22 protein-coding genes are annotated in these 24,429 nt (G+C 71.2%); 7 read left to right on the top strand and 15 right to left on the bottom strand.

What is annotated here, in order from left to right:
* The first annotated feature begins 38 nt into the window (after positions 1 to 38).
* On the top strand, positions 39 to 1,511 hold the full coding sequence (locus OG246_RS17100) for an MFS transporter (protein ID WP_266462565.1): 1,473 nt from the start codon (positions 39 to 41) through the stop codon (positions 1,509 to 1,511).
* Here the strand turns inward: OG246_RS17100 and OG246_RS17095 are convergent.
* The 5 genes from OG246_RS17095 to OG246_RS17075 all read right to left on the bottom strand — a co-directional run bounded on the left by OG246_RS17095 (position 1,473) and on the right by OG246_RS17075 (position 5,665).
* Complete coding sequence (locus OG246_RS17095; RefSeq protein ID WP_266462562.1) at positions 1,473 to 1,832, bottom strand: MmcQ/YjbR family DNA-binding protein; 360 nt, start codon at positions 1,830 to 1,832, stop codon at positions 1,473 to 1,475. The two genes, OG246_RS17100 and OG246_RS17095, sit on opposite strands and share 39 nt — an antisense overlap.
* Positions 1,829 to 3,133 carry a hemolysin family protein gene (locus tag OG246_RS17090; protein ID WP_266462560.1) on the bottom strand — a complete coding sequence of 435 codons (1,305 nt, stop codon included), beginning with the start codon at positions 3,131 to 3,133 and terminating at the stop codon, positions 1,829 to 1,831. Before OG246_RS17090 ends, OG246_RS17095 begins: the two co-directional genes overlap by 4 nt.
* Positions 3,130 to 3,627, bottom strand: a complete 498-nt coding sequence (ybeY, locus tag OG246_RS17085) for an rRNA maturation RNase YbeY (RefSeq protein ID WP_266462558.1) — start codon at positions 3,625 to 3,627, stop codon at positions 3,130 to 3,132. The genes OG246_RS17090 and ybeY overlap by 4 nt, the downstream gene beginning before the upstream one ends.
* 35 nt (positions 3,628 to 3,662) lie before the next feature.
* The gene (locus tag OG246_RS17080) at positions 3,663 to 4,712 is read right to left on the bottom strand and encodes a PhoH family protein (protein ID WP_266462555.1); all 1,050 of its coding nucleotides are present in this window, start codon (positions 4,710 to 4,712) and stop codon (positions 3,663 to 3,665) included.
* Between the two features lie 161 nt (positions 4,713 to 4,873).
* Complete coding sequence (locus tag OG246_RS17075; RefSeq protein WP_266462552.1) at positions 4,874 to 5,665, bottom strand: IclR family transcriptional regulator; 792 nt, start codon at positions 5,663 to 5,665, stop codon at positions 4,874 to 4,876.
* Between the two features lie 107 nt (positions 5,666 to 5,772).
* On the opposite strand from OG246_RS17075, the gene OG246_RS17070 reads away from it, so the two are divergent.
* From OG246_RS17070 to OG246_RS17055, 4 genes are all read left to right on the top strand, one after another.
* Entirely contained in the window at positions 5,773 to 6,786 is a 1,014-nt protein-coding gene (locus OG246_RS17070; RefSeq protein WP_266462542.1) for a 5-dehydro-4-deoxyglucarate dehydratase, read from the top strand.
* Positions 6,783 to 8,078, top strand: a complete 1,296-nt coding sequence (locus OG246_RS17065) for a glucarate dehydratase family protein (RefSeq protein ID WP_266462539.1) — start codon at positions 6,783 to 6,785, stop codon at positions 8,076 to 8,078. Before OG246_RS17070 ends, OG246_RS17065 begins: the two co-directional genes overlap by 4 nt.
* Before the next feature lie 284 nt (positions 8,079 to 8,362).
* Positions 8,363 to 9,472 carry a carbohydrate kinase family protein gene (locus OG246_RS17060; RefSeq protein ID WP_266462536.1) on the top strand — a complete coding sequence of 370 codons (1,110 nt, stop codon included), beginning with the start codon at positions 8,363 to 8,365 and terminating at the stop codon, positions 9,470 to 9,472.
* Positions 9,473 to 10,268: 796 nt separating this feature from the next.
* Positions 10,269 to 11,525, top strand: a complete 1,257-nt coding sequence (locus OG246_RS17055) for an MFS transporter (RefSeq protein ID WP_266462534.1) — start codon at positions 10,269 to 10,271, stop codon at positions 11,523 to 11,525.
* Positions 11,526 to 11,534: 9 nt separating this feature from the next.
* On the opposite strand, the gene OG246_RS17050 is transcribed toward OG246_RS17055, so the two are convergent.
* The 10 genes from OG246_RS17050 to hrcA all read right to left on the bottom strand — a co-directional run bounded on the left by OG246_RS17050 (position 11,535) and on the right by hrcA (position 22,473).
* A complete protein-coding gene (locus OG246_RS17050) occupies positions 11,535 to 12,527 on the bottom strand; it encodes an adenosine deaminase (protein ID WP_266462531.1) in 993 nt (330 codons plus the stop codon).
* A gap of 67 nt (positions 12,528 to 12,594) precedes the next feature.
* Positions 12,595 to 13,500, bottom strand: a complete 906-nt coding sequence (locus OG246_RS17045) for a ribonuclease Z (RefSeq protein ID WP_266462528.1) — start codon at positions 13,498 to 13,500, stop codon at positions 12,595 to 12,597.
* A 6-nt stretch (positions 13,501 to 13,506) separates the two neighbouring features.
* Positions 13,507 to 13,860 (bottom strand): histidine triad nucleotide-binding protein, encoded by a 354-nt coding sequence (locus OG246_RS17040; RefSeq protein ID WP_266462525.1) that lies wholly within the window; start codon positions 13,858 to 13,860, stop codon positions 13,507 to 13,509.
* Positions 13,861 to 13,978: 118 nt separating this feature from the next.
* Positions 13,979 to 17,194, bottom strand: a complete 3,216-nt coding sequence (locus OG246_RS17035; protein WP_266462522.1) for a S41 family peptidase — start codon at positions 17,192 to 17,194, stop codon at positions 13,979 to 13,981.
* Between the two features lie 64 nt (positions 17,195 to 17,258).
* Positions 17,259 to 17,819, bottom strand: a complete 561-nt coding sequence (locus tag OG246_RS17030; protein WP_266462519.1) for a hypothetical protein — start codon at positions 17,817 to 17,819, stop codon at positions 17,259 to 17,261.
* A gap of 102 nt (positions 17,820 to 17,921) precedes the next feature.
* On the bottom strand, positions 17,922 to 18,314 hold the full coding sequence (locus OG246_RS17025; protein ID WP_266462516.1) for a VOC family protein: 393 nt from the start codon (positions 18,312 to 18,314) through the stop codon (positions 17,922 to 17,924).
* Positions 18,315 to 18,345: 31 nt separating this feature from the next.
* Positions 18,346 to 19,086: a 16S rRNA (uracil(1498)-N(3))-methyltransferase gene (locus OG246_RS17020; protein WP_266462513.1), complete on the bottom strand. Its 741-nt coding sequence runs from the start codon at positions 19,084 to 19,086 to the stop codon at positions 18,346 to 18,348.
* The gene (locus OG246_RS17015; RefSeq protein ID WP_266462511.1) at positions 19,083 to 20,183 is read right to left on the bottom strand and encodes a nitronate monooxygenase; all 1,101 of its coding nucleotides are present in this window, start codon (positions 20,181 to 20,183) and stop codon (positions 19,083 to 19,085) included. Before OG246_RS17015 ends, OG246_RS17020 begins: the two co-directional genes overlap by 4 nt.
* A gap of 133 nt (positions 20,184 to 20,316) precedes the next feature.
* Positions 20,317 to 21,456, bottom strand: a complete 1,140-nt coding sequence (gene dnaJ / locus OG246_RS17010) for a molecular chaperone DnaJ (RefSeq protein WP_266462510.1) — start codon at positions 21,454 to 21,456, stop codon at positions 20,317 to 20,319.
* Positions 21,457 to 22,473: a heat-inducible transcriptional repressor HrcA gene (gene hrcA, locus OG246_RS17005; protein WP_266462508.1), complete on the bottom strand. Its 1,017-nt coding sequence runs from the start codon at positions 22,471 to 22,473 to the stop codon at positions 21,457 to 21,459.
* A gap of 172 nt (positions 22,474 to 22,645) precedes the next feature.
* Between hrcA and OG246_RS17000 the strand changes: the two genes are divergently transcribed.
* Together OG246_RS17000 and OG246_RS16995 are read left to right on the top strand one after the other, a co-directional pair.
* Complete coding sequence (locus OG246_RS17000) at positions 22,646 to 23,380, top strand: MBL fold metallo-hydrolase (protein WP_266462506.1); 735 nt, start codon at positions 22,646 to 22,648, stop codon at positions 23,378 to 23,380.
* 45 nt (positions 23,381 to 23,425) lie between these two features.
* Positions 23,426 to 24,232 carry a DUF3097 domain-containing protein gene (locus OG246_RS16995; RefSeq protein WP_266462505.1) on the top strand — a complete coding sequence of 269 codons (807 nt, stop codon included), beginning with the start codon at positions 23,426 to 23,428 and terminating at the stop codon, positions 24,230 to 24,232.
* Positions 24,233 to 24,429 lie beyond the last annotated feature (197 nt).

Below are 24,429 nucleotides of genomic sequence, written 5' to 3'. Positions count from 1 at the left end.
CTCCCCACGGTTATTCCGGCCGCAGCAAGCTCTTGCCCATGCCGACCGACACAACCTCCAGTCCCCTGAAACACCCGAAGCAGCGCCCCCTCGACACCCGCCGGTCCACCCGCCTGTCGACCCGCGACAAGCTCGTCCTCTTCGTGCTCTGCGCGGCCCAGTTCATGGTCGCGCTCGACTTCTCCGTACTGAACGTGGCGCTGCCCGTGCTCGGCAGGGACCTGGGTATGAGCCAGTCCGCCCTGCAGTGGGCGGTCACCGCCTTCGCGCTGCCGTCGGGCGGATTCCTGCTCCTGTTCGGCCGCATCGGCGACCTGTACGGGCGCCGCAGGCTGTTCCTGACGGGCCTCGCCCTGTTCGGCGCGGCCTCGCTGCTCGCGACCTTCGCCTGGGACCCGGCGTCGTTCCTGACCGCGCGGGCGCTGCAGGGTCTCGGCGCGGCGGCGATCGTGCCGACGGGCATGTCGCTGCTGACGACGACGTTCCCGGAGGGCCCGGCGCGCGACCGTGCCCTTGGCATCTCCGGCACGCTCCTGTCCCTCGGCTTCACGGTCGGCATGGTGGCGGGCGGCGTCCTGACCGACGTACTGAGCTGGCGTTCCACGATGGGCCTGCTCGCGGTCTTCGCACTGATCGTGCTGCCGCTGGCGCCCGGCCTGCTCCCCGAGTCCCGCACCCCGGACCGCCCGCGCCTGGACATCCCCGGTGCCGTCACGGTCACCGGCGGTCTGCTGGCCCTGATCTACTCGCTGTCGACGGCGGCCGAGCGCGGCTTCGGCGGCGCCGACGTCATCACGACCCTCGTCGCGGGCGTCGCGCTGCTCGCCGCCTTCGGGTACGTCGAGTCGCGCACCGAAGCTCCCCTGGTGAGTCTGCCGATGCTGCGCCGCCGCACGGTGGCGTGGGGCAACCTGGGCGGCCTGGTGACCTTCTCGATGATGTCGACGGTGGTCTTCGTCCTGACCCTGTACCTCCAGGAGACCCTGGACCTCTCCGCGTTCGAGACCGGCCTGGTCTTCGGCGTGCAGGGCGTCATGTCGGCCGTCGCCGGAGTGAACGCCCCGAAGGTCATCGGCCGCTTCGGCGCCCGCCGCACGCTGGTCGCTTCGCTGGCGGGCCAGGGCGTTCTCACCACCGCGCTGCTCGGCCTCGGCGAGGGCGGCCGGTCGGTCTGGCTGGCCACCGCCGCGGTCTCGCTGGCCAGCATGTGCCACCTCGGCGCGATCATCTCGTACGGCCTGACCGTCACCTCGGGCGTCCCCAACGAGGAACAGGGCCTGGCCACGGGCCTGGTGACCTCCACCCAGCAGGTCGGCCTCACCATCGGCATCCCGCTGCTCGGCATCCTGGCCACCACGTCCACCGACCTCCTGTCCGGAGTCCACACGGTGCTGTCCCTGGACGCGGCGATCCTGCTGGTGGCGGCGGTGCTGGTCGCGGTCGGTCTGGGACGGAGCCGCCGCCCGGAGACTTCAGGGGCGGTCGAGGCGGAGGCGGTCGGCCTTCGGTAGGCCGGCGACGACGAGGTCGTAGCTGTCCTCGATGAGCTCCCGGACCAGGCGGTCCGGGAGTTCGCCGTCGACCGTCACGGTGTTCCAGTGCCGCTTGTTCATGTGATAGCCGGGGATGATCAGGCCCGGATGCTCCTCGCGCAGCCGGACCGCGTCGTCGGGGTCGCACTTCAGGTTGACCGTCAGTGGCCGCGCGCCCAGATTCGTCAGCGCGAAGAGCTTGCCCAACACCTTGAAGACCGAGAGGTCCGGGTTGAAGGGAAAGTCCTCGACGGTCGCGTTGAAGGACAGGCAGAAGGCGCGAAGCCGCTGCGGAGTCACTCCGGCTTCTCCTTCTCGGCAGGATCCGCCGCGCCCACCGGCTCGACGAGCACCGTGACGATCTTGTTCCGGCGTCCGGCCGCAGCCTCCGCGGTCAGCCGCAGTTCCCGCCCGTCGGGCAGCTCGACCACCGACGAAGCCCCGGCGATCGGGACGCGCCCGAGCGCCTTCGCGAGCAGCCCGCCGACCGTCTCGACGTCCTCGTCATCGTACGCCTCGAAGCCGTACAGCTCGCCGAGGTCGCCGATGTCGAGGCGGGCGGTGACGCGGTAGCGGTCGTCGCCGAGCTCCTGGACCGGCGGCAGCTCACGGTCGTACTCGTCGGTGATCTCGCCGACGATCTCCTCGAGGATGTCCTCGATGGTGACGATGCCGGCCGTGCCGCCGTACTCGTCGATGACGACGGCGACGTGGTTGCGCTCCTGCTGCATCTCGCGCAGCAGATCGCCCGCGTTCTTGGTGTCGGGCACGAAGGTGGCGGGCCGCATGGCCGTCGACACCAGCTCGGACTCGGCCTCGCGGCTGATGTGCGTCTTGCGGGCCAGGTCCTTCAGGTACACGACCCCGACGATGTCGTCCTCGCTCTCCCCGGTGACGGGAATGCGCGAGAAGCCCGACCGGAGCGCCAGGGTGAGCGCCTGCCGGATGGTCTTGTACCGCTCGATGACGACGAGGTCCGTCCGCGGCACCATCACTTCCCGGACGAGGGTGTCGCCCAGCTCGAAGACGGAGTGCACCATGCGGCGCTCCTCGTCCTCGATGAGGGACTCCTTCTCGGCGAGGTCGACCAGGGCGCGCAGCTCGGCCTCGGAGGCGAACGGGCCGCGGCGGAAGCCCTTGCCGGGGGTGAGCGCGTTGCCGATGAGGATGAGGAGCGGCGGGATCGGGCCCATGATCCGCGCGAGCGGAAGCAGTACGTACGCCGCCGCCGTCGCCGTGTTGAGCGGGTGCTGGCGGCCGATGGTGCGCGGTGAGACGCCGACCGCGACGTACGAGACGAGAACCATGACGCCGATGGCGACCGCGAGGGCCTCCCAGGTCGCGTCGAACTCCTGAAGGCACGCGTAGGTGACGAGCGCGGAGGCGGCCATTTCGCAGGCGACGCGCACCAGCAGCGCGACGTTCAGATAGCGGGTCGGGTCGGCGGCGACCTTGGCGAGCTTCGCGCTGCCGCGCCGACCGGACCGTACGGCCTCCTCCGCCCGGAAGCTGGAGACGCGCGCGAGGCCCGCCTCCGCGCAGGCGGCGAGCCACGCGACGACGACCAACAGGACGGCGCCGGCGATGAGTTGCGGACTCATGACACGGTCGGGGCCGGTGAGGGACCCGTCATGCCCTTGTCCGCGCGCCAGCCGTCCACGATGGCCGCCTGAAGACCGAACATCTCGGCCTTCTCGTCGGCCTCCTCATGGTCGTAACCGAGCAGGTGCAGCACCCCGTGGACGGTCAGGAGCTGGAGCTCCTCGTCCATGGAGTGCTGCGTCTCTGCATCCTTGCCCTGCTGCTCGGCGACCTCCGGGCAGAGCACGATGTCGCCGAGCAGACCCTGCGGCGGTTCGTCGTCGTCCTTCGACGGCGGCCGCAGCTCGTCCATGGGGAACGACATGACGTCAGTCGGCCCCGGCAGGTCCATCCACTGGATGTGCAGCTGCTCCATGGCGTCGGCGTCCACGACGATCACCGAGAGCTCGGAGAGCGGGTGGATACGCATCCGCGCGAGCGCGTAGCGGGCGATGTCGAGGATCGCCTGCTCGTCGACCTCGGTTCCGGACTCGTTGTTGACGTCGATCGACATGGCTGTGCTGGTCTCCTGCTTTAAAGTTACGGCTCTTAGTGCCTGCGGCCCTTGTGGGAGCCGTTCTCGGTGCCGTTCTCGCTGTCGTACTTCTCGTACGCGTCGACGATACGGCCGACCAGCTTGTGCCGTACGACATCGCTCGACGTGAGCCGGGAGAAGTGGATGTCCGGAAGGCCCTCCAGGATGTCCTGGACCTGCCGCAGACCCGACTTCGTCCCGCTCGGCAGGTCGACCTGGGTCACGTCACCCGTGATCACGATCTTCGACTCGAAGCCGAGCCGGGTCAGGAACATCTTCATCTGCTCGGGGCTCGTGTTCTGGGCCTCGTCCAGGATGATGAAGGCGTCGTTGAGCGTACGGCCGCGCATGTAGGCGAGCGGCGCGACCTCGATCGTGCCCGCCGCCATCAGGCGCGGGATCGAGTCCGGGTCGAGCATGTCGTGCAGGGCGTCGTACAGCGGGCGCAGGTACGGGTCGATCTTGTCGTAGAGGGTGCCCGGGAGGAATCCCAGGCGCTCTCCCGCCTCCACCGCCGGGCGGGTGAGGATGATCCGGCTGACCTGCTTGGCCTGGAGCGCCTGGACGGCCTTCGCCATGGCGAGGTACGTCTTGCCCGTACCGGCGGGGCCGATGCCGAAGACGATGGTGTGCTTGTCGATGGCGTCGACGTACCGCTTCTGGTTGAGCGTCTTGGGGCGGATGGTGCGGCCCCGCCAGGACAGGATGTTCTGCGTGAGGACCTCGGCCGGGGTCTCCTCGCCGTCGCCCTCCCCGTTCTCGCTCGCTCTGAGCATCGCGATCGAGCGTTCCACGGCGTCCTCCGTCATCGGCTGCCCGGTGCGGAGCACCAGCATCATCTCGTCGAACAGGCGCTGGACGAGGGCGACTTCGCCGGCGTCGCCCACCGCGCTGATCTCATTGCCCCGGACATGGATGTCGGCCGCCGGGAAGGCCTTCTCGATCACGCGCAGGAGGGCGTCGCCGGACCCCAGCACAGTGACCATGGGGTGATTCGCGGGGACCGTGAAACGCGCTCGTGCCTGCCCCTGTGCGGGGGTCTGTGCTGTGGGTGTCTGAGTCATGGGCCGGCTCTGAGGCCTGCTTTTCCTCCTCGATCGGCACGCTTGCCACGGGGGCAGCCTTGCGATTCCAAGAGTACGACCCTGCACTGACAAGTCCGTAGGGCTTTTCACCGTGACGTGGACCGTCGACGCACCGTGACCTGGACCGTCGCCGTGCGGCCTCAGCGCCAGTGCGGGGCTCCCGCCGCCCCCGGGGCCGCCGTCTCGATCTTGGCCCGGATCTCGCGCATGACCGTGATGATCCGGTCCTCGTGGGCCGGGGTCAGCCGGGCCACCGGAACCGAGCAGCTGACGGCGTCCTGGGCGGGGACGTCGTACCGCAGGGCGAAGCCGAACCCGACGATGCCGAGGACGCCCTCCTCGCGGTCGACGGAGTAGCCGCGGGCGCGGGTGCGGGCCAGGTCCGCCGCGAGGGCGTCGCGCCGGGTGTGGGTGTGCGGGGTGGCGGCGGCGTACGGGCCCTCGGGCAGGTCCTCGTCGGGGCGCTCGGCCAGCAGGGCCTTGCCCAGGGCGCCCACGTGGGCGGGGAGCCGGCGGCCCACCCGGCTGATGGTGCGCAGGTACTCGTGCGATTCGCGGGTCGCGAGGTAGGCCACGTCCGTGCCGTCGAGGCGCCCCATGTGGATCGTCTCGCCGAGCGCCTGCGAGGCCTCGTCGAGGTAGGGGCGTACGGCGCGCACGCGCGGGTCCGAGTCCAGATAGCTGGTCCCCGTGAGGAGTGCGTGGATGCCGATGCCGTAGAGCGAACCTGTGACGTCCGTGCGCACCCAGCCCCGGCCGATCAGGGTCTGGAGCAGCGCGTACATCGAGCTGCGGGGCACTTCGAGCGCGTCCGCGAGCTCCTGGAGGCGTGCCGGACGGTCGCCCCGCGCGGCGAGCAGTTCCAGCAGTTCGACCGTGCGCGCGGCGGACTTCACCTCGCGCACTCCGCGCTCGTCAGTGGGTTCCGGCATGTGCAGATCGTAAGCGTGGCGGCCCGGCCCATTGACGTCTCTCGTTCGCGTACCTAATCTCCATCTTCATACGTAGACAACATCTACATACGGAGATGATGACAGGGATGACCGCGGACACGCACAGGAAGGCCGTCGTGGAGCGGCTGCGCGAAGGGATGGCACGCGGCGTGCTGTCGTTCCCGCTCACCAGCTTCCACCGCGACGGCTCCCTCGACCTCGACGGCTTCCGTACACATGTGGCCGCGCAGATCGCCACCGGCCCCGGCGCCGTCTTCCCGGCCTGCGGCACCGGCGAGTTCTTCTCGCTCGACGAGGACGAGTACCGGAAGGTCGTCGCCGCCACGGTCGAGGAGGCGGCGGGGCGCGTGCCCGTCGTCGCGGGCATCGGGTACGGCTGGGCCCAGGCCGCCCGGTTCGCGCGGATCGCGGAGGAGGCCGGCGCCGACGCCCTGCTGGTGCTGCCGCACTACCTCGTCGCCGCGCCGCAGGAGGGGCTCGTCGCACAGGTGGAGCAGATCGCCGTACGGACACGACTGCCCCTCATCGTCTACCAGCGCGGCCAAGTCACCTTCAGCGCCGAGTCGTTGAGGCATGTCGCCCGCATCCCCGGCGTCATCGGGCTCAAGGACGGCCACAGCGACCTCGACCGCCTGCAGCGGCTCACCCTCGCCGCGCCCGAGGGCTTCCTGTTCTTCAACGGGGCCGCCACGGCGGAGATCCAGGCCCGCGCGTACGCCACCGTCGGCGTCCCCGCGTACTCGTCGGCCGTGCACGCCTTCGCGCCCGAGATCGCCGACGCCTTCTTCGCGGCGCACCGGGACGGTGACGACGCCGCCATGGACCGGCTGCTGCGCGACTTCTACATCCCCTTCGTCGAACTCCGCGACCGGCGGCCCGGCTACGCCGTCTCGCTCGTGAAGGCCGCCGCCCGGCTCCGCGGCCACCCCGTCGGCCCGGTCCGCGCCCCGCTCACCGACCCGTCGCCCGCGGACCTCGCCGACCTGGAAAAGCTGCTCGCCACCGGACTCGCCCTCGTCCCCACCTCCACCTCCACCTCCGCTTCCACCTCCACCTCCACCTCCACCTCCACCTCCGCCTCCGTAGGAGCCGCCCTGTGACCCGCGATCTGACCATCACCGACGTCCGGCTGACCCCGATCCTGGTGGCCGACCCGCCGCTGCTCAACACGCAGGGCGTGCACCAGCCGTACACCCCCCGGCTGATCGTGGAGGTCGTCACGGCGGACGGCGTCACGGGCATCGGCGAGACGTACGGCGACGGCAAGTACCTCGAACTGGCGCGCCCCTTCGCCGACAAACTGGTCGGCCGCCAAGTCTCCGACCTCAACGGCCTGTTCACCGTCGCCGACGAGGTGGCCGTCGACCGGGGCCGGGTCGACGACCAGATCGACGTCGGCGGTCTGCGGGGCGTCCAGACCGCCGACAAGCTGCGCCTGTCCGTGGTCTCCGGCTTCGAGGTGGCCTGCCTGGACGCGCTGGGCAAGGCACTCGGGCTGCCCGTGCACGCGCTGCTCGGCGGCAAGGTGCGGGACACGGTGGAGTACAGCGCGTACCTCTTCTACAAGTGGGCCGAGCACCCCGAGGGCGTCGAGAGCGAGAAGGACGACTGGGGCGCCGCCGTCGACCCGGCCGGAGTCGTCGAGCAGGCGCGGAAGTTCACCGAGCGGTACGGGTTCACCTCGTTCAAGCTGAAGGGCGGTGTCTTCCCGCCGGACGAGGAGATCGCCGCCGTACGGGCACTCGCCGAGGCGTTCCCCGGGCATCCCCTGCGCCTGGACCCCAACGGCGCCTGGTCCGTGGAGACTTCACTGAGGGTCGCCGAGGAGCTGGGTGACGTACTCGAATACCTGGAGGACCCCGCACTCGGCACGCCCGCCATGGCGGAGGTCGCCTCCCGCACCTCGGTCCCGCTCGCCACCAACATGTGCGTGACGACCTTCGCGGAGATCCAGGAGGCCTTCACCAAGGGAGCCGTACAGGTCGTCCTGTCCGACCACCACTACTGGGGCGGACTGCGCAACACACGTGAACTCGCCGCCATCTGCCGCACGTTCGGCGTAAGCGTGTCCATGCACTCCAACACCCACCTCGGCATCTCACTCGCCGCGATGACCCACGTCGCCTCGACGGTCCCCGACCTCCACCACGCCTGCGACTCCCACTACCCCTGGCAGTCCGAGGACGTACTCACCGAGCGCCTCACCTTCGAGAACGGCTCGGTCAAGGTCTCCGACGCCCCCGGCCTCGGCGTCGAACTCGACCAGGACAAACTCCGCTTCCTGCACCAGCGCTGGCTCGACGACGACGGCAAACTGCACGACCGCGACGACGCGGCGGCGATGCGGATCGCGGCCCCGGACTGGGTCACACCGGCCGTGCCGCGCTGGTAGTCACCGGCGCCGCTTCCCTTCAAGCCGACCTCGCCGATCCTCTGGACTCACCGAGGTCGGTTTCCTGGTCCGCGGCGGCGGCCGCAACGACCGTATCCGGCCGCGCCCCGCGAGAGCCTCCACGCCCACCGCGCCGAAGGCCGCACCGGACGCCGCCCCCGGACCTGCGGGAACGGCTCCGGCGGGAGCCTGACGCGACGGCAGTTGCGGGCGTGCTCACCGCCGCTCCGCCCGCAGCGTGGTGCAGACTGACTTGAAATCAGCACCACGTCAGGGAGCGCACCGTGACCGCAGCCAACGGAGAGCGACCGTACAGCCATGCGCCCGTCGACCCGCTCGCCGGGCTGCGCGCGCCCCAGGATCCGCCCTGGGACGTCTACCTCACGGGCACCGTCTTCCTCGACATCATCTTCACCGGGCTCGACTCCGCCCCGGTGCGCGGGACCGAGTCCTGGGCGCGCGGGATGGGGTCGAGCCCCGGCGGCGTGGCGAACATGGCGACGGCGCTGGCGCGGCTGGGCCTGAAGACCTCGCTGGCGGCGGCCTTCGGGGACGACCACTACGGGGAGTACTGCTGGGACGCCCTGGAGCAGGGCGAGCACATCGACCTCTCCCCGTCCCGCACGGTGCCCGGCTGGCACTCGCCGGTCACCGTGTCGATGGCGTACGAGGGCGAGCGCACGATGGTCTCGCACGGCCACGAGCCGCCTCCGGAGGAGCCGGCGCCCGACTGCCCGCCGAGTGCGCGTGCCGCCGTCGCCGCGCTCACGCCGGGCAAGCCCGCGCCGTGGATCGCGCAGGCCGCGAGCAAGGGGGCCCGGATCTTCGCGGACGTCGGCTGGGACGACACGGGCGCGTGGGATCTGGCGGGGCTGTCCGACCTCGCGCACTGCGAGGCGTTCCTGCCCAACGCCGAGGAGGCGATGCGCTACACAGGCGCCTCCTCGCCTCGGGCCGCGGCCCACGCGCTCACGGAGCACGTGCCGCTCGCCGTGGTCACGCTCGGCTCCGAGGGTGCGTACGCCGTTGACGCCGGCACCGGCCAGAGCGCCGAGGTGCCCGCCATCGCCGTCGAGGCCCTGGACCCCACCGGCGCGGGTGACGTCTTCGTCGCCGGCTTCGTCATGGCCACCCTCGCCGACTGGCCCCTCGCCGACCGCCTCGCCTTCGCCGGCCTCACCGCCGCGCTCTCCGTCCAGGAGTTCGGCGGCTCCCTCTCCGCCCCCGGCTGGTCCGAGATCGCCGCCTGGTGGCGCCGCGTCCAGTCGGTCGACGACCAGGACCCCGCCGCCCTCGACCGTTACGCCTTCCTGGAGCCCCTACTCCCGGAGACTTCCCGCCCCTGGCCCCTGAGACGAGCAGTCCCCACCATCGGCTTCGGCCGCTCAGCCTGAACCCCCGGCCCCCACAGAGGCATTTTTTCGCCCCCTCCGCCCCTACCCGACCCGTACCTGGGGGCTGCCGCCCCCAGACCCCCGCCATCGGCCTGAACGGCCTCGTCCTCAAACGCCGGACGGGCTAAAAGATCTCCCCCAGCCGGGATGAAGAGTGGAGCCCCCACGGGTGGGTGGGGGATTGGGACGGCACCATCTCGTCCTCGGACGCCGGACGGGCTGAAACCCCAGCGGGGAATCGGGATGGCACCACCTCGCCCCCAAACGGCGGACGGGCCGGAGGATCCCCACCCGGACTGAAGAGCGCGGCCCCCACGGGTGGGCGGGGAATCGGAATAGCACTACCTCGCCCTCAGACGGCGGACGGGCCGGACGGTGCGCGCAGCCCCCACCCATGCGCGAGGGATCGGGACAGTGCTGCGGGAGGGTCGTCCCCCGGCCGCCCACGCGCCCGCAGCCACATACGTACGGAAGGGGCCGGGGGCCGGTACATCAAAAGCCCGTCGCGTACGTCCGCGTCACCGGACGCCTCACTGCTCGGCCAAGGTCTGATCCGTCGGCGACGGGCGGATGTACCGGCCCCCGGCCCCGACCCACCACCCAACCCCAGGGCGCAGCCACGACACGCACGGCTACCCCACCACCCCCACCCCAAACGCAACGTGCCTCACATCACACCACCCCCCCTTCTTCGCACCCCCACCCCCTTGATACAAATTGCCCGCGCGTTCCTGTCCGTCGACAGCCGCCCAACCCCCCTATTGAGCCGCTTCTTTCGCATGCCCTGGGAACGCCCGTGTCCGCCCGCACCACCCCCCGCCCCTGGCCCCTCGTCGCCCTTTTCACGGCCGGGTACCTCGCCCCGTACCTCCTCCCGACCACCGTCGGCAGACTGGACGCGGGCCTCCCCCTCTCCGCCACACAGGCCGGCTCCATCGGCAGCGCCCTGCTGCTGAGTTCGGCCATGGCGGGCTTCCTGCTCGCCTCGCGAGTCGACCGCTTCGGCCCCCGCAGGCTCGCCCAAGCGGGCCTGCTCCTCGCCGCAGCCGGCTACGGCACCGCCGCCACCACGACGACGATCCCCCTGGTCGTCACCGGCGCGATCCTCGGCGGCCTCGGCTCCGGCACGGCCACCACGGTCGCGGCCACCGGCATAGCCGCACAACGCGACCCCCACCGCACCACCACCCTGGGCCTCCTGGGCGTCTCCGCCCTCGCAGGCACGCTGTACCTGACGATCCCCCACCTGGGCGGCGCCCACGGCCTCCCCCTCGCCGCGATAGCGATCACCGCACTACTCGTCCTCCCCACAACCCGGCACCTCCCCACCCACACACGGCAACCCACCCCCCACACCCTCCGCATCTCAACCCCCCTCCCCCACCTACACGCCGGCGCCCTCCTCGCCACCGCCATGCTCTTCTGGTCCCTCGCCCAGAACTCCCTGTGGGGCGTCAGCGGCCGTATCGGCCTGGCCCAGGCGGGACTCACCGAGGTCACCGTCGGCGCGGTCTTCGCGGCGGCGCTCGGTGCCGGACTCCTCGGGGTGATCGGCGCGAGCGCGCTGGGCCCGCGCTTGGGACACGCGCTGCCGATCGGCGCGGGCACAGCCCTGATCGCCGGCTGCATCGCGCTCAGCGCGGCGGCGGACGACCTGACGTCGTTCGCGATAGGCGAGATCGCGTGGAACACGCTCTACCCGGTGGTGCTCTCGTACGTGATCGGCCTCGCCGCGTCCCTGGACCCGCGCGGCCGCTGGGCGGTCCTCGTAGGCTCCGCCTCCTCACTCGGCACGGCGTGCGGCCCGCTCACGGGCAGCCTGCTCTCCGCCCGGGCGGGCTACCCGGCGATGGGCACGATCCTGGCCCTCGGCCTGCTCCTGCTCACGGTCCCGATGACGGCCGTGGCCCTACGCACCAGGCGCGGCAGCACCCCCGAACACACGGTCGTGGAGATCTCGTTGGACGCGATCCCGGCCCAGCGGACGGCGTACGACACGGCAGGACCCCGGCAGGCAGCAACAGCGGCCGCACCGGGGCCCGGCCCCACGTAAAACGCCCGTCTACTCGAACTCGTACGCCGCCACCTCGGCGATGTACCGGGCCCGCCGCTCCTCGTCGTGCTCGAGGAAGGACGCCTCGAACGAGTTGCGGGCCAGCTCCCGCAACCGTTCCTGATCGACCCCCAGCGCTTCCCGCACCGCGTGGAAGGTGTCCCCGACGTATCCCCCGAAGTAGGCGGGGTCATCGGAGTTGACGGTGCACAGCAGCCCGGCGTCCATCATCGCGACCAGCGGATGGTCCTCCAGCATGTCCACGGCCCGCAGGCGTACGTTCGACAGCGGACACAGCGTCAACGGCACCCGCTCACGCACGAGCCGCTCGACCAGCGCGTCGTCCTCCATGCAGCGCAGCCCGTGGTCGATGCGCTCGACGCCGAGGACGTCCAGCGCCTCGGTGATGTAGGACGGCGGCCCCTCCTCACCCGCGTGCGCGACGCGCCGCAGCCCGAGCGCGGCAGCGGCCTCGTACACCTCGCGGAACTTGACCGGCGGGTGCCCGACCTCGGCGGAGTCGAGGCCGATGCCGACGATGCGGTCGAGGTACGGCTTCGCGGCCTCCAGGGTGTCCATGGCCGACTCGGCGGACTCGTCGCGCAGGAAGCACATGATCAGCTGGGTGGAGACACCGTGCGTCTCCTCACTGCGCGCGAGCGCGCGGGAGAGCCCCTCGACGACGGTCCCCATTCCCACCCCCCGCGCGATGTGCGCCTGCGGGTCGAAGAAGATCTCGGCGTGCCGCACGCCCTGCGCGGCGGCGCGCGCGAGGTAGGCGTTCGTGAGGTCTTCGAAGTCCTGCTCGGTACGGAGGACGGCCATGAGCTCGTAGTACAGGTTCAGGAACGACTGGAGATCGTCGAAGAGATACGCCTTGCGCAGCGCTTCGGTGTCCGCGTACGGCAGGGTCACGCCGTTGCGCGCGGCGAGCGCGAAGGCCAGCTCGGGTTCGAGGGTGCCTTCGATGTGGAGGTGCAGTTCAGCTTTGGGGAGGGGCATCAAATCATCGTAAAGGCGATTCCCCACAGCTCCGGAACCGGCACTCGAACTACCACCCGAACCACCGTCACCACCGCTTGGGAACCGGCACCCGAACCAGATCGTGCGCCACGGTCAGCTCCCCCTCGAACCCGGCGGCCCGAGCCTGCCGCTCGAACTCATCCGGTTCGGAGTACCGCTGACTGAAGTGCGTGAGCACGAGATGCCGTACGCCGGCGTCCTTGGCCACCCGGCCAGCCTGACCAGCCGTCAAATGGCCGTGATCCGAAGCAAGTTGCTCGTCCTGATCAAGAAACGTCGACTCGATGACAAGCATGTCGCACCCCTCGGCAAGCGCATACACCCCGTCGCACAGCCGAGTGTCCATGACGAACGCGAACCGCTGCCCGCGCCGGACTTCGCTCACCTCGTCGAGGGAGACTCCCGGAAGGGAGCCCTCTCGCTGCAGCCGCCCGACATCAGGTCCCCGGACCCCCCGCTCGGCGAGCCGCTCGGACAGCATCCGCCGCCCGTCGGGCTCGACAAGCCGGTAGCCGTACGACTCGACGGGGTGGGAGAGCCGCCGGGCCTCCAGCGTGTACGAAGCACTCACAGCGAGCACCCCATCGGCGTCGACCGGCGCTTCGGTGAGCGCGACGGTCTCGCGGTAGGCAGTCGCGTACCGCAGCCGGTCGAAGAACCGCTGCCCGGAGCGCGGATAGTGCGCGGTCACCTCGTGCGGCACCCGGTCGAGGTTGATGCGCTGGATCACCCCGGCGAGCCCGAGCGAGTGGTCGCCGTGGAAGTGGGTGACACAGATCCGGTGCAGATCATGGGCCGCGACCCCGGCACGCAGCATCTGCCGCTGCGTGCCCTCGCCGGGATCGAACAGCAGCCCCTCCCCGTCCCAGCGCAGCAGGTAGCCGTTGTGGTTGCGATGGCGGGTGGGGACCTGGCTGGCGGTGCCGAGGACCACCAATTCACGTACGGACAAGGCCGGTTACCCCGGCGGCCACTGCATGCCACGACCACCGAGGAGGTGGGCGTGTGCGTGGAAGACGGTCTGCCCGGCGCCGCTGCCCGTGTTGAACACGATGCGGTAGCTGTCGAGCTTCTCCTCGGCCGCGACCTGGCCGGCCTCGCGCAGTATGTCCGCGGCGATGCCGGGTTCGGCGGCTGCCAGTGCTGCCGCGTCCGGGTGGTGCACCTTGGGGATGACCAGGATGTGGGTGGGCGCCTGGGGGTTGATGTCCCGGAACGCCACGGTCGTCTCGGTCTCCTGGACCACGTCGGCCGGGATCTGCCCCGCGACGATCTTGCAGAACAGGCAGTCGTCCTGCGGCTCTCCCACCATGCGTGTGCCTCCTCACGTGGTCCGGTCAGTACGCCAGCATCGTATCGGCCCTACCGATCAAGGGCGCCCTGCCCGATAGGGGCGGATGTTCCAAGCCACAACGCACCCGCAGAAAAGATCAAAGCTGCGGCAAAGCGGGCGCAGCCTTCGCCGGGTTCTCGGCAAGCGCAGCCAGCGCGATCCGGATCGCCTCGTCCAACTGTGTGTCGCGCCCCGCGGCGTAGTCCTGCGGGGCCTGGACGACCTCGACGTCCGGATCGACGCCGTGGTTCTCCACGCCCCACTCGTAACCCTCGAACCAGAAGGCGTACTTGGGCTGGGTGACGAGGGTGCCGTCGACGAGCCGGTAGCGGCTGTCGATGCCGATCACGCCGCCCCAGGTCCGGGTGCCGACCACGGGACCGATGCCCAGCGCCTTGATGGCCGCGTTCACGATGTCGCCGTCGGAGCCGGAGAACTCGTTGGCGACGGCGACGACGGGCCCGCGCGGCGCGTCCTCGGGGTAGCTGTACGGGCGCATGCCGCGGGGCAGGTCCCAGCCGACGATCCGCCGGGCGAGTTTCTCGACGACGAGCTGGGAGGTGTGGCCGCCGCGGTTCTCGCGGACGTCCACGACGAGTCCCTCGCGTGCCACCTCGACGCGCAGGTCGCGGTGGAGCTGCGCCCACCCGGAGCCGACCATGTCGGGCACGTGCAGATAGCCGAGCCGTCCGCCGGACTGCTCGTGGACGTAGGCCCGCCGGTCGGCGACCCACGCGTGGTAGCGCAGCGGTTCCTCGTCCGCGAGGGGCACCACGACGGCGTGCCGCGGATCGCCGCCGCCGGACGGGGAGACGGTCAGCTCGACCGGCTTGCCCGCCGTGCCGACGAGCAGCGGTCCCGGCCCGGCCACCGGGTCCACCGGCCGCCCCGCGACCGCGACGATGGCGTCGCCGGCGCGCACGGCGACCCCGGGCGCGGCGAGCGGCGCGTGTGCGTCGGGGTCGGAGGTCTCCGAGGGGAGGATCCGGTCGATGCGCCAACTGCCGTCGTCGTGACGGGAGATGTCGGCCCCGAGCAGCCCCTGCGCACGGTCGCCGCCGCCCCATCCGCCGCCGCGCGGCATGACGTAGGCGTGCGAGGTGCCGAGTTCGCCCTGCACCTCCCACAGGAGGTCCACGAGGTCGTCGTGGGTGGCGACCCGTTCGAGCACCGGCCGGTACCGCTGAAGGACCCCGTCCCAGTCGGTGCCGCCGAGGTCGGGCCGCCAGAAGTTGTCCCGCATGAGGCGGCCGGTCTCGTCGTACATCTGCCGCCACTCGGCGGCCGGATCGACGGTCTGCCGTACGCGCGACAGATCGACGGTGATGTTGGTGTCGCTCTCGTCGTCGTTCGAGGCGCGCCGGTCGCTCGGTACGACCTTGAGCTTGCCGTCGGTCCACAGCAGGACGCGCTTGCCGTCGCCGCTGACGGCGAAGTGGTCGGCGTCGGCGGCGAGATGCTCGATGCGCTGCTGGACGAGGTCGTACCGCTCCAGTTCGGTCTTGGGGTCCGGGTCGTCGGGGGTGGCGCGGGAGGAGCCGAGCACTCCGCGGACGGGATGCCGCAGCCACAGCAGTCCGTCCTTGGCGGCGCGAAGGCCGGAGTAGCGGGCGGCCTCGACGGGGAACGGCACGATCCGGTCGGCGAGTCCGTCGAGGTCGATCCGGGTCGCGGGGGCGCCCTCGCTGTCGGGCGTCTCGTCCTTGTCGGGTGCCTCGAAGGGGCGGCCGTGGCGCTGCGGTCCGAAGGGCGAGGGGGTGGTCGCGGCGAGCGTGATGAGGTGCGGTCGCGAGCCGCCCACGAACGCGAGGTCGAAGACGTGCTCGTCGTAGACCGGGTCGAAGGACCGGGCCGAGAGGAACCCGAGGTGCTTGCCGTCGAGGGTGAACGCGGGTGCGTAGTCCCGGAAGCGGAGCGGGGTCGCCTCGGTCACCGACAGGTCGGTGGTGTTGGCGAGCTTGAGCTGGCGCAGCGGGCGCGGGCCGGGGTGCGACCAGGCGAGCCAGGCGGAGTCGGGCGAGAAGGCGAGGCCGCTGACGTCGCCGTTCTCGCTGCGGTCGACCTCGCGGACCTCTCCCGTCTCGCGCTCGACGAGCAGGACGCGTCCGTCGTGCGAGGCGACGGCGGCGCGGCTGCCGTCGGGTGACATCGCGAGGGCGAGGACCCGCCCGAGCTGTCCGGCGGCGAGCCGCCGAGGTGTCGCTCCGGGCGCGGCCCCGGTCGCGGGGGCGAACTCCAGGGCGTCGTCGCCCTCGGCGTCCGTCACCCACACCACATGTTCCTCGCCCTCCGCCCGGAAGGTGCGGGGCAGCCGGGCGCGTACGCCGGGTTCGGCGGCGAGCGCGCGGGCCGGGCCCGAGCGGTGGGTGACCCAGTGGACGGAGCCGCGCACGGCGATCGCGCTGCCGCGTCCGGTGTGGTCGGGCGCGGCGGCCCCGAACCAGCGGGAGGCGCTCACGGGATGCGGCTGCAGGTCGACGCGCTGTCCGCCGAGCCGCAGGTCGAGCCTGCGCGGTTCGGCGCCGTCCAGGTCGTCGAGGAGCCACAGTTCACCGGCGGACGCGTACACGACCCGGGTGCCGTCGGTCGCCGCGTGCCGGGCGTAGAAGCCGTCGATGGCCGTGTGCCGCCGCAGATCCGTGCCGTCCGCGAGTGACGAGTACAGCGCCCCGACGCCTTCGTGATCGGACAGGAAGGCGACCCGGTCCCCCACCCACAGGGGGTACTCCAGGTTTCCGTCCAGCCCTTCATGCAGCCGTACGAACTCCCCGTCGCCCTCCCGGTCGATCCACAGCTTGCCCGCCGTACCGCCCCGGTACCGCTTCCACCAGGCGGCCTCGCGCCCCATCGGAGCGGACAGCAGCAGCACGCCCCCGTCGCCGTGGGCGACGTCGCCGACGGGCCCGTACGGGAGGGTGGTGGCCGGACCGCCGTCGAGCGGGATCGCCCGCGCCCAGCTGCGGCGCAGGCTCGCCTGTCCCTGCGTACTGAGCGCGAGCACCTGCCCGTCGGGGGTCCAGCCGCGCACCTGGGTCTTCGAACTCCCCCAGTACGTCAGCCGTTTGGACGGTCCGCCGTCCAGCGAAGCGGCATGCACCTCGGGGGCGCCGTCACGGGTGGACGTCCAGGCGACGGTCGTCCCGTCCGGGGAGATGCGCGGATGGTTCACCGGAACGTTGTCGGCGCTGACCCGCCATGCGCGGCCCGCCCCGTCCAGCGGGGCGACCCAGACGTCGTCCTCGGCGGTGAAGGCGACCAGATCGCCGTGCAGATGCGGAAACCGGAGATACGCGGAGGGTGCGGACTCTGTCACCCGATCACCTTAGGCAGCGATCACGCCCCCGGACAGGGGTTTCGATCACTTACCTCCCCGCACGTCACTTGCCCTGGGGCCAGCACGTGGGGTTCCCCTGGCAGTAGATGGTCTTGGTGACGGTCACGGTCACAGTGGGGCCGGGCTGCTGTGGGTTGTTGACGGGCGGGGTGTATCCGGGCGTGCTGGGGGTGTCGCAGTTGCCGAGACCCTTCACGTGGAACCACTCCTTGCCGTCGATCCTGGCGGTCAGATCACCGCGTACGCACCGGCCGTTGACGGCCCGGGTGACCTTGCCCGTGACGGTGATGTCCTTCCCGTCCGAGGTCTCCCCCGTGCAGTCGACGTCCGCCACGGTGGTCTCGGTCGGCGAAGGCGTCTTCCCGGGCGTGTAAGCCTTGTTGCCGCCGCCGAACGACGCCGTGCAGCTGAGCCAGGCCACATCCGCCTTCTGCCGCTCGAGCTCCTTCGTCACGGTCTGGTCGGTCGTGTACGCCACGGAGGCGGAGCTCAGCCCTGCGGGGTCGCACGCGACGACGCCGCCCACGGCGACCGCCACGAGACCGGCCGCCGCCATCGTCCGCCGCTGTCCGGCCCGTCTTCCTATCCGCCTCAAAGCCCCCATGACTGGCAGCGTGCCACCGTCCCGGGTGACGCGGAAGACCGCATGCGGCCACTGCCGCATCCTCACGCGTCACACTCGAACACCTGGGCGCCGACCGCGGATTCAGGCGAGCAGCAGCTGCCACTCCTGCAGCTCCACCAGGTTCCCTTCCGGGTCCTTGAGGTGGGCGACGCGCATGCGGTCGGTCATGGGTGCGGGGCCGTGCAGGATGGTCGCGCCACGGGCCGTGATCTGCTCGCAGTACGTGTCCAGGTCGTCCACGCGAAGCACCACCAGCGAGCGGTGTCCCGTCGCCATGTCGCCCAGTTCGCCGAGGACTTGGGCCATCATCGCGCGGTCCTGGAGGGCGATGCCCGCCGAGCCGGTGACCGGGCTGAACTTCTCGTACGGTCCCCCGGTCGCGCCCGACTGGGGCTTGAGGCCGAGGACTTCCGCGTAGAAGCGGTAGCAGGCCGGGAAGTCGGAGACGAGCAGGCGTACTTGGGCGAGTTCCAAGGGGATCTCCATTGGTTCAGGACCAGCTGGTTCAGGACCAGCGACCGGTGCGGCCGAGCAGCAGCGCGGCCGCCGCGGTCCCGGCGGTCGAGGTGCGCAGCACGCTGCGCCCCAGGCGGTACGCCCGCGCGCCCGCCTCGGTGAAGAGCGCCAACTCCTCCGGGGAGACGCCCCCTTCGGGGCCGATCACGAGCACGATCTCGCCCTGTTCCGGGAGTTCGGCCGTGGCGAGGGGTTCGTCGCCGCTCTCGTGCAGGACGGCCGCGAGGTCGGCTTTGGCGAGAAGTGCGGCAACCTGCTTGGTCGTCATCGCGTCCGCGACCTCGGGGAAGCGGACACGGCGGGACTGCTTGCCGGCCTCCCGGGCCGTGGCCCGCCACTTGGCGAGCCCCTTCAGTCCCCGCTCGTCCTTCCACTGCGTGATGCAGCGGGAGGCCGCCCAGGGGACGATCGCGTCGACGCCGGTCTCCGTCATGGTCTCGACGGCCAGCTCGCCGCGGTCGCCCTTGGGGAGGGCCTGGACGACGGTGATGCGGGGCTCCTCCTCCGGCTCCTCGGCCACCGAGTCCATCTGGACGATGAGCCGGTCCTTGCCCTCGGTGTCGAGCACCACGCAGTCCGCCCACCGCCCGGCGCCGTCCGTGAGGATGACGTCCTCGCCGGCCCGCAACCGCTTCACGGAGACCGCGTGCCGCCCCTCGGCCCCGTCGAGGACGTAGCGTCCTCCGCCGCCCGCGTCGAAGTGCTCGACCACGAACACCGGCGCCGTCATCGGACCGCACCCCCCGTACCCGTCCCGGACTCCGGATCCGCCGACAACGCTGTCTTCGCAGCGGCGAGTTCGGCGCTCAGCACCTCCACCAGCTGCCCGGCCGGCAGTTCGCGTGCCATGCGGTGTCCCTGGCCCGCCCACAGCGCCATGCCCTGCGCGTCGCCCGCCTTGGCCGCCGCCTTGCGCAGCGGGGAGGTGAGGTGGTGAACCTGGGGGTACGCGGCGGGCGCGTACGGGCCGTGCTCGCGCAGGAAGCGGTTGACGAGTCCGCGTGCCGGGCGCCCGGAGAAGGCGCGTGTCAACTCCGTACGTACGAAAAGGGGGTTGGTCAGTGCCTGCTTGTGCACGGCGTGCGCGCCGGACTCGGGGGTGGCGAGGAACGCCGTGCCGAGCTGGGCCGCGTTCGCGCCGGCCGCGAGCACCGCGGCGATCTGGCTGCCCCGCATGATGCCGCCGGCCGCGACGATCGGGATCTGCACGGTCTCGCGGACCTGCGCGATCAGCGAGAGCAGTCCGATGCCGGTGCCGTCCGTCTCCGGGTTGTCCCGGTGGGTGCCCTGGTGGCCGCCCGCCTCGACGCCCTGCACGACGACCGCGGCGGCTCCGGCCCGCTGCACGGCGAGCGCTTCCTCGGCCGTGGTCGCGGTGACCAGGGTGAGGGTGCCGGCGCGGGCGAGGGAGTCCAGGACGTCGCGGGTGGGGATGCCGAAGTGGAAGGAGACCACCGGCACCGGGTTGTCGTGGAGGACCGCGAGTTTGGCGTCGTAGCCGTCGTCGCGGCCGCTGTCCGGGTCGCCGAGTTCGGTCTCGTACCAGGCGGCCTCACCCGCGAGCTGGTGGGCGTACACCTCGACGGCGGCCTTGTCCGCGTATTCGGGCTGCGGCATGAAGAGGTTCACGCCGAAGGGTCGTCCGGTAATCCCGCGCAGCTGCTTGATCTCCTGGTACATACCGTCGGCGGTCTTGTACCCGGCGGCGAGGAAGCCGAGCCCGCCGGCCTCGGACACGGCGGCCGCGAGATGCGGGACGGATACGCCGCCCGCCATGGGGGCCTGCACGATCGGGTGTGGGAAGAGATCGGTCAGTGCGGAGGACATGACGGCATGTTGTCACGTCCTCCGAACAAGTCCGAATCGAGCCTTCGCCCTGGCATAGGCCACCCGCACGTCCCGCCCCGGCCTGTGCGGCCCGGGGCGGAAAGGCCCACCTCAGCGAGTGCTGAAGGCGCTCTCAGCGACCGTTGAAGGCGTCCTTCAGGCGGGAGAACAGCCCCTGCTGCCCCGGCTGGAACTGCCCGATGGGCCGCTCCTCGCCGCGCAGCACGGCCAGCTCACGCAGCAGGCGCTCCTGCTCGGCGTCGAGCTTGGACGGCGTCATCACCTCGACGTGCACGACGAGGTCACCGCGCCCGCCGCCCCGCAGATGCGTGATGCCGCGCCCGTGCAGCGGGACCGACTGCCCGGACTGCGTGCCCGGACGGATGTCGATCTCCTCCATGCCGTCGAGCGTCTCCAGCGGCACCTTGGTACCGAGGGCCGCCGCGGTCATCGGGATGGTGACCGTGCAGTGCAGGTCGTCACCGCGCCGCTGGAACACGGCGTGCGGGAGCTCGTGGATCTCGACGTACAGGTCGCCGGCGGGGCCGCCGCCGGGGCCGACCTCGCCCTCGCCCGCGAGCTGGATCCGGGTGCCGTTGTCGACACCGGCGGGGATCTTGACGGTCAGCGTCCTGCGCGACCGCACCCGGCCGTCGCCCGCGCACTCCGGGCACGGCGTCGGGACGACGGTCCCGAAGCCCTGGCACTGGGGGCAGGGCCGCGAGGTCATGACCTGGCCGAGGAAGGACCGCGTGACCTGCGACACCTCACCGCGACCGCGGCACATGTCACAGGTCTGCGCCGAGGTCCCCGGCGCCGCGCCCTCACCGCTGCAGGTGCCGCACACCACGGCCGTGTCGACCTGGATGTCCTTCGTGGTGCCGAAAGCCGCCTCGTCCAGCTCGATCTCGAGCCGGATCATGGCGTCCTGGCCACGGCGCGTACGCGACCGGGGGCCACGCTGCGACGCCGTGCCGAAGAAGGCGTCCATGATGTCCGAGAAGTTGCCGAAGCCACCGGCGCCGAAGCCACCGGGGCCGCCCGCGCCGCCCGACTGGGACAGCGGGTCGCCGCCGAGGTCGTAGACCTGCTTCTTCTGCGGGTCCGACAACACCTCGTACGCGGCGTTGATCTCCTTGAACCGCTCCTGCGTCTTCGGATCGGGATTGACGTCCGGGTGCAGCTCGCGCGCGAGCCTTCTGAACGCCTTCTTGATCTCGTCCTGGGACGCGTCGCGGCGCACGCCGAGTACGGCGTAGTAGTCCGTGGCCACTTAGGACTCCGCCAGGATCTGTCCGACGTACCGTGCCACCGCTCGTACCGCTCCCATCGTGCCGGGGTAATCCATGCGGGTCGGTCCGACCACGCCGAGTTTCGCTACTGCTTCGTCGCCCGAACCGTAGCCGACGGAGACGACGGACGTGGAGTTGAGTCCCTCATAGGCGTTCTCGTGACCGATCCGTACGGTCATGCCCGAATCCCCGGCCTCACCAAGCAACTTGAGGAGCACGACCTGCTCCTCCAGCGCTTCGAGGACGGGCCGGATGGTGAGAGGGAAGTCATGTCCGAAACGGGTGAGATTGGCGGTGCCGCCGATCATCAGCCGCTCCTCGGTCTGCTCGACGAGCGTCTCCAGCAGAGTGGAGAGCACCGTCGTGACCGTACCGCGGTCCTCCGCCTCGAAGGCGTCGGGCAGGTCCTGCACCAGTTGCGGAACGTCCGAGAACCGACGGCCCGCGACCCGGCTGTTGAGCCGCGCCCGCAGATCCGCCAGCGACGTCTCCCCGAACGGCACCGGGCAGTCGATCATGCGCTGCTCGACCCGGCCGGTGTCCGTGATCAGGACGAGCATGACGCGGGCCGGAGCCAGCGACAGCAGCTCGACGTGCCGCACGGTCGAACGCGTGAGGGACGGGTACTGCACGACCGCGACCTGCCGGGTGAGCTGCGCGAGCAGTCGTACGGTCCGCCCGACGACGTCGTCGAGATCGACCGCGCCGTCGAGGAAGTTCTGAATGGCCCGCCGCTCGGGGGCGGTCATCGGCTTGACGCCCGCGAGCTTGTCGACGAAGAGCCGGTAGCCCTTGTCGGTGGGGATGCGCCCGGCGCTGGTGTGCGGCTGGGCGATGTACCCCTCGTCCTCGAGGGCGGCCATGTCGTTGCGGACCGTAGCCGGAGAAACCCCGAGCCGGTGCCGCTCGGTGAGGGCCTTGGAACCGACCGGCTCCTCCGTCCCCACATAGTCCTGGACGATGGCGCGCAGCACTTCGAGCCTGCGTTCACTGAGCATCGCGCACACCTCCAGCTGTCGTCCCGTGGTCCTGGTGGGCCTTTCGCCCTGGCACTCAGCGCGTGCGAGTGCCAGCGTTCCCCGGCCCAGTGTACGGCGGGGAGGTACGCCCCCGGCAAGGGCGGCCCCCGCGCGGTCGTGCCGACGACGTCCTCGCCGTTAGCGTCTGCCCATGAGCGTGACTTGGGAAGAGGCAGGCTGGGAGAGGGTGACGCCACGGGTCGGTCGACGGCGTCTTCCGGACTGGGACTGCACGACCGGACTCGTGGTGGGCGACGGGGCTGCACTGATGATCGACGCGGGGTCGAGCCTGCGGGAGGGCGCGCGGTTGCGTTCCGAGGCGCGAGGGCTGCTCGACGGCCGCCGGGTGACGCACCTCGCGCTCACCCACGCGCACTTCGACCATGTTTTCGGCGCGGCCGCCTTCTCGGGTGTGGAGGTGTTCGGGGCGGTGGGCCTGGACACGGTTCTCGCGCACGGCCGCGAGGGGCTGGGCGCGGACGCCGTACGCCACGGTCTCGACCCGCGGGAGGCGGACGAGGCCGCCGATCTGCTCGTCCGCCCCCGCCACCTCGTGTCCGGCGAGTGGACCCTGGACCTGGGCGGCGGCACGCAGGTCCTGCTCGCGAACGTGGGCCCCGGCCACACGGGCCACGACCTGGTGGTCCTGGTCCCCGGATCGACGTCATGGCCGGAGGTCGTCTTCTGCGGCGACCTGGTGGAGGAGTCGGGCGAGCCCCAGGCGGGCACCGACGCCGTCCCGTCCCACTGGCCGGCGGCCCTCGACCGGCTGCTCGACCTGGGCGGGGAGGACGCGTTGTATGTGCCCGGTCACGGGGCGGTGGTGAATGCGGGGTTTGTCCGGGCCCAACGGGACGCGCTGGCAGCCCGTTTCGGCGTGTCGTAGGAGGCCGTACGACACGGGGGCCCGGCTTCTCCTATCGTCATCCGAATGCGCCAGTACCAGCCGGACCTGACTCCGCCGTGGAAGAAGCCCAAGCCCGTACCCGAGGTCCCGGCGGACCCCGGTCTGGTGGTCGAGGAGCCCGGCACCGGTTTCTGCGGCGCGGTGATCCGTTGCGAGGCGGGCACGGTGACGCTTGAGGACCGCTTCGGCAAGCACCGGGTGTTCCCGCTGGAGCCGCGCGGCTTCCTCCTCGAGGGCAAGGTGGTGACCCTGGTCCGCCCCTCCGGCGCCGCTCCCGTACGTCCCGCCCGCACCGCCTCCGGGTCGGTCGCGGTGCCGGGTGCGCGGGCGCGGGTGGCACGGGCCGGGCGGATCTACGTGGAGGGGCGGCACGACGCCGAGCTCGTCGAACGCGTCTGGGGCGACGACCTGCGCATCGAGGGCGTCGTCGTCGAGTACCTGGAGGGCATCGACGACCTGCCCGCGATCGTCTCGGACTTCGCTCCGGGTCCGGACGCCCGCCTCGGCGTCCTCGTCGACCACCTGGTCCCCGGCACGAAGGAGTCCCGCATCGCGGACGCGGTCACCAGCGACCACGCCCTGGTGGTCGGCCACCCGTACATCGACATCTGGGAGGCCGTGAAACCGTCCTCCGTCGGCATCGCCGCCTGGCCCCGGGTCCCCCACGGCCAGGACTGGAAAACAGGCGTCTGCCGCGCCCTGGGCTGGCCCGAGAACACCGGCGCGGCCTGGCAGCACATCCTGTCCCGCGTCCACTCCTACAAGGACCTGGAGCCAGAACTCCTGGGCAGGGTGGAGGAACTGATCGACTTCGTGACGGCACCGGAGTGAGCGACAGGGGTGTTTTCTCGCCCCCTCCGCCCCTTCCCGTCCCGTTCCTGGGGGCTGCTGCCCCCCAGACCCCCGCATCGCGCTGACGCGCTCGTCCTCAAACGCCGGACGGGCTGAAAGATCTCTCCCGGCCGGGACTGAAAGATCTGCCGCGGGGGCGAAAGATCTGCCGGTCGGGGTTGAAAGGTTCTCTGGCC

The organism is Streptomyces sp. NBC_00620, from assembly GCF_026341825.1.
GTDB lineage: Bacteria > Actinomycetota > Actinomycetes > Streptomycetales > Streptomycetaceae > Streptomyces.
Note: the sequence above shows the minus strand (reverse complement) of the source record. Positions and strands in the feature narration are given on the sequence as shown.

Excerpts from the sequence above, each read along its gene's own strand:
- OG246_RS17100 (WP_266462565.1), top strand. The coding sequence starts at position 39 with ATGCCGACCGACACAACCTCCAGTCCCCTGAAACACCCGAAGCAGCGC.
- OG246_RS17090 (WP_266462560.1), bottom strand. The coding sequence starts at position 3,133 with ATGAGTCCGCAACTCATCGCCGGCGCCGTCCTGTTGGTCGTCGTCGCG.
- ybeY (WP_266462558.1), bottom strand. The coding sequence starts at position 3,627 with ATGTCGATCGACGTCAACAACGAGTCCGGAACCGAGGTCGACGAGCAG.
- OG246_RS17080 (WP_266462555.1), bottom strand. The coding sequence starts at position 4,712 with ATGACTCAGACACCCACAGCACAGACCCCCGCACAGGGGCAGGCACGA.
- OG246_RS17075 (WP_266462552.1), bottom strand. The coding sequence starts at position 5,665 with ATGCCGGAACCCACTGACGAGCGCGGAGTGCGCGAGGTGAAGTCCGCC.
- OG246_RS17070 (WP_266462542.1), top strand. The coding sequence starts at position 5,773 with ATGACCGCGGACACGCACAGGAAGGCCGTCGTGGAGCGGCTGCGCGAA.
- OG246_RS17050 (WP_266462531.1), bottom strand. The coding sequence starts at position 12,527 with ATGCCCCTCCCCAAAGCTGAACTGCACCTCCACATCGAAGGCACCCTC.
- OG246_RS17040 (WP_266462525.1), bottom strand. The coding sequence starts at position 13,860 with ATGGTGGGAGAGCCGCAGGACGACTGCCTGTTCTGCAAGATCGTCGCG.
- OG246_RS17030 (WP_266462519.1), bottom strand. The coding sequence starts at position 17,819 with ATGGGGGCTTTGAGGCGGATAGGAAGACGGGCCGGACAGCGGCGGACG.
- OG246_RS17020 (WP_266462513.1), bottom strand. The coding sequence starts at position 19,086 with ATGACGGCGCCGGTGTTCGTGGTCGAGCACTTCGACGCGGGCGGCGGA.
- OG246_RS17015 (WP_266462511.1), bottom strand. The coding sequence starts at position 20,183 with ATGTCCTCCGCACTGACCGATCTCTTCCCACACCCGATCGTGCAGGCC.
- hrcA (WP_266462508.1), bottom strand. The coding sequence starts at position 22,473 with ATGCTCAGTGAACGCAGGCTCGAAGTGCTGCGCGCCATCGTCCAGGAC.
- OG246_RS17000 (WP_266462506.1), top strand. The coding sequence starts at position 22,646 with ATGAGCGTGACTTGGGAAGAGGCAGGCTGGGAGAGGGTGACGCCACGG.
- OG246_RS16995 (WP_266462505.1), top strand. The coding sequence starts at position 23,426 with ATGCGCCAGTACCAGCCGGACCTGACTCCGCCGTGGAAGAAGCCCAAG.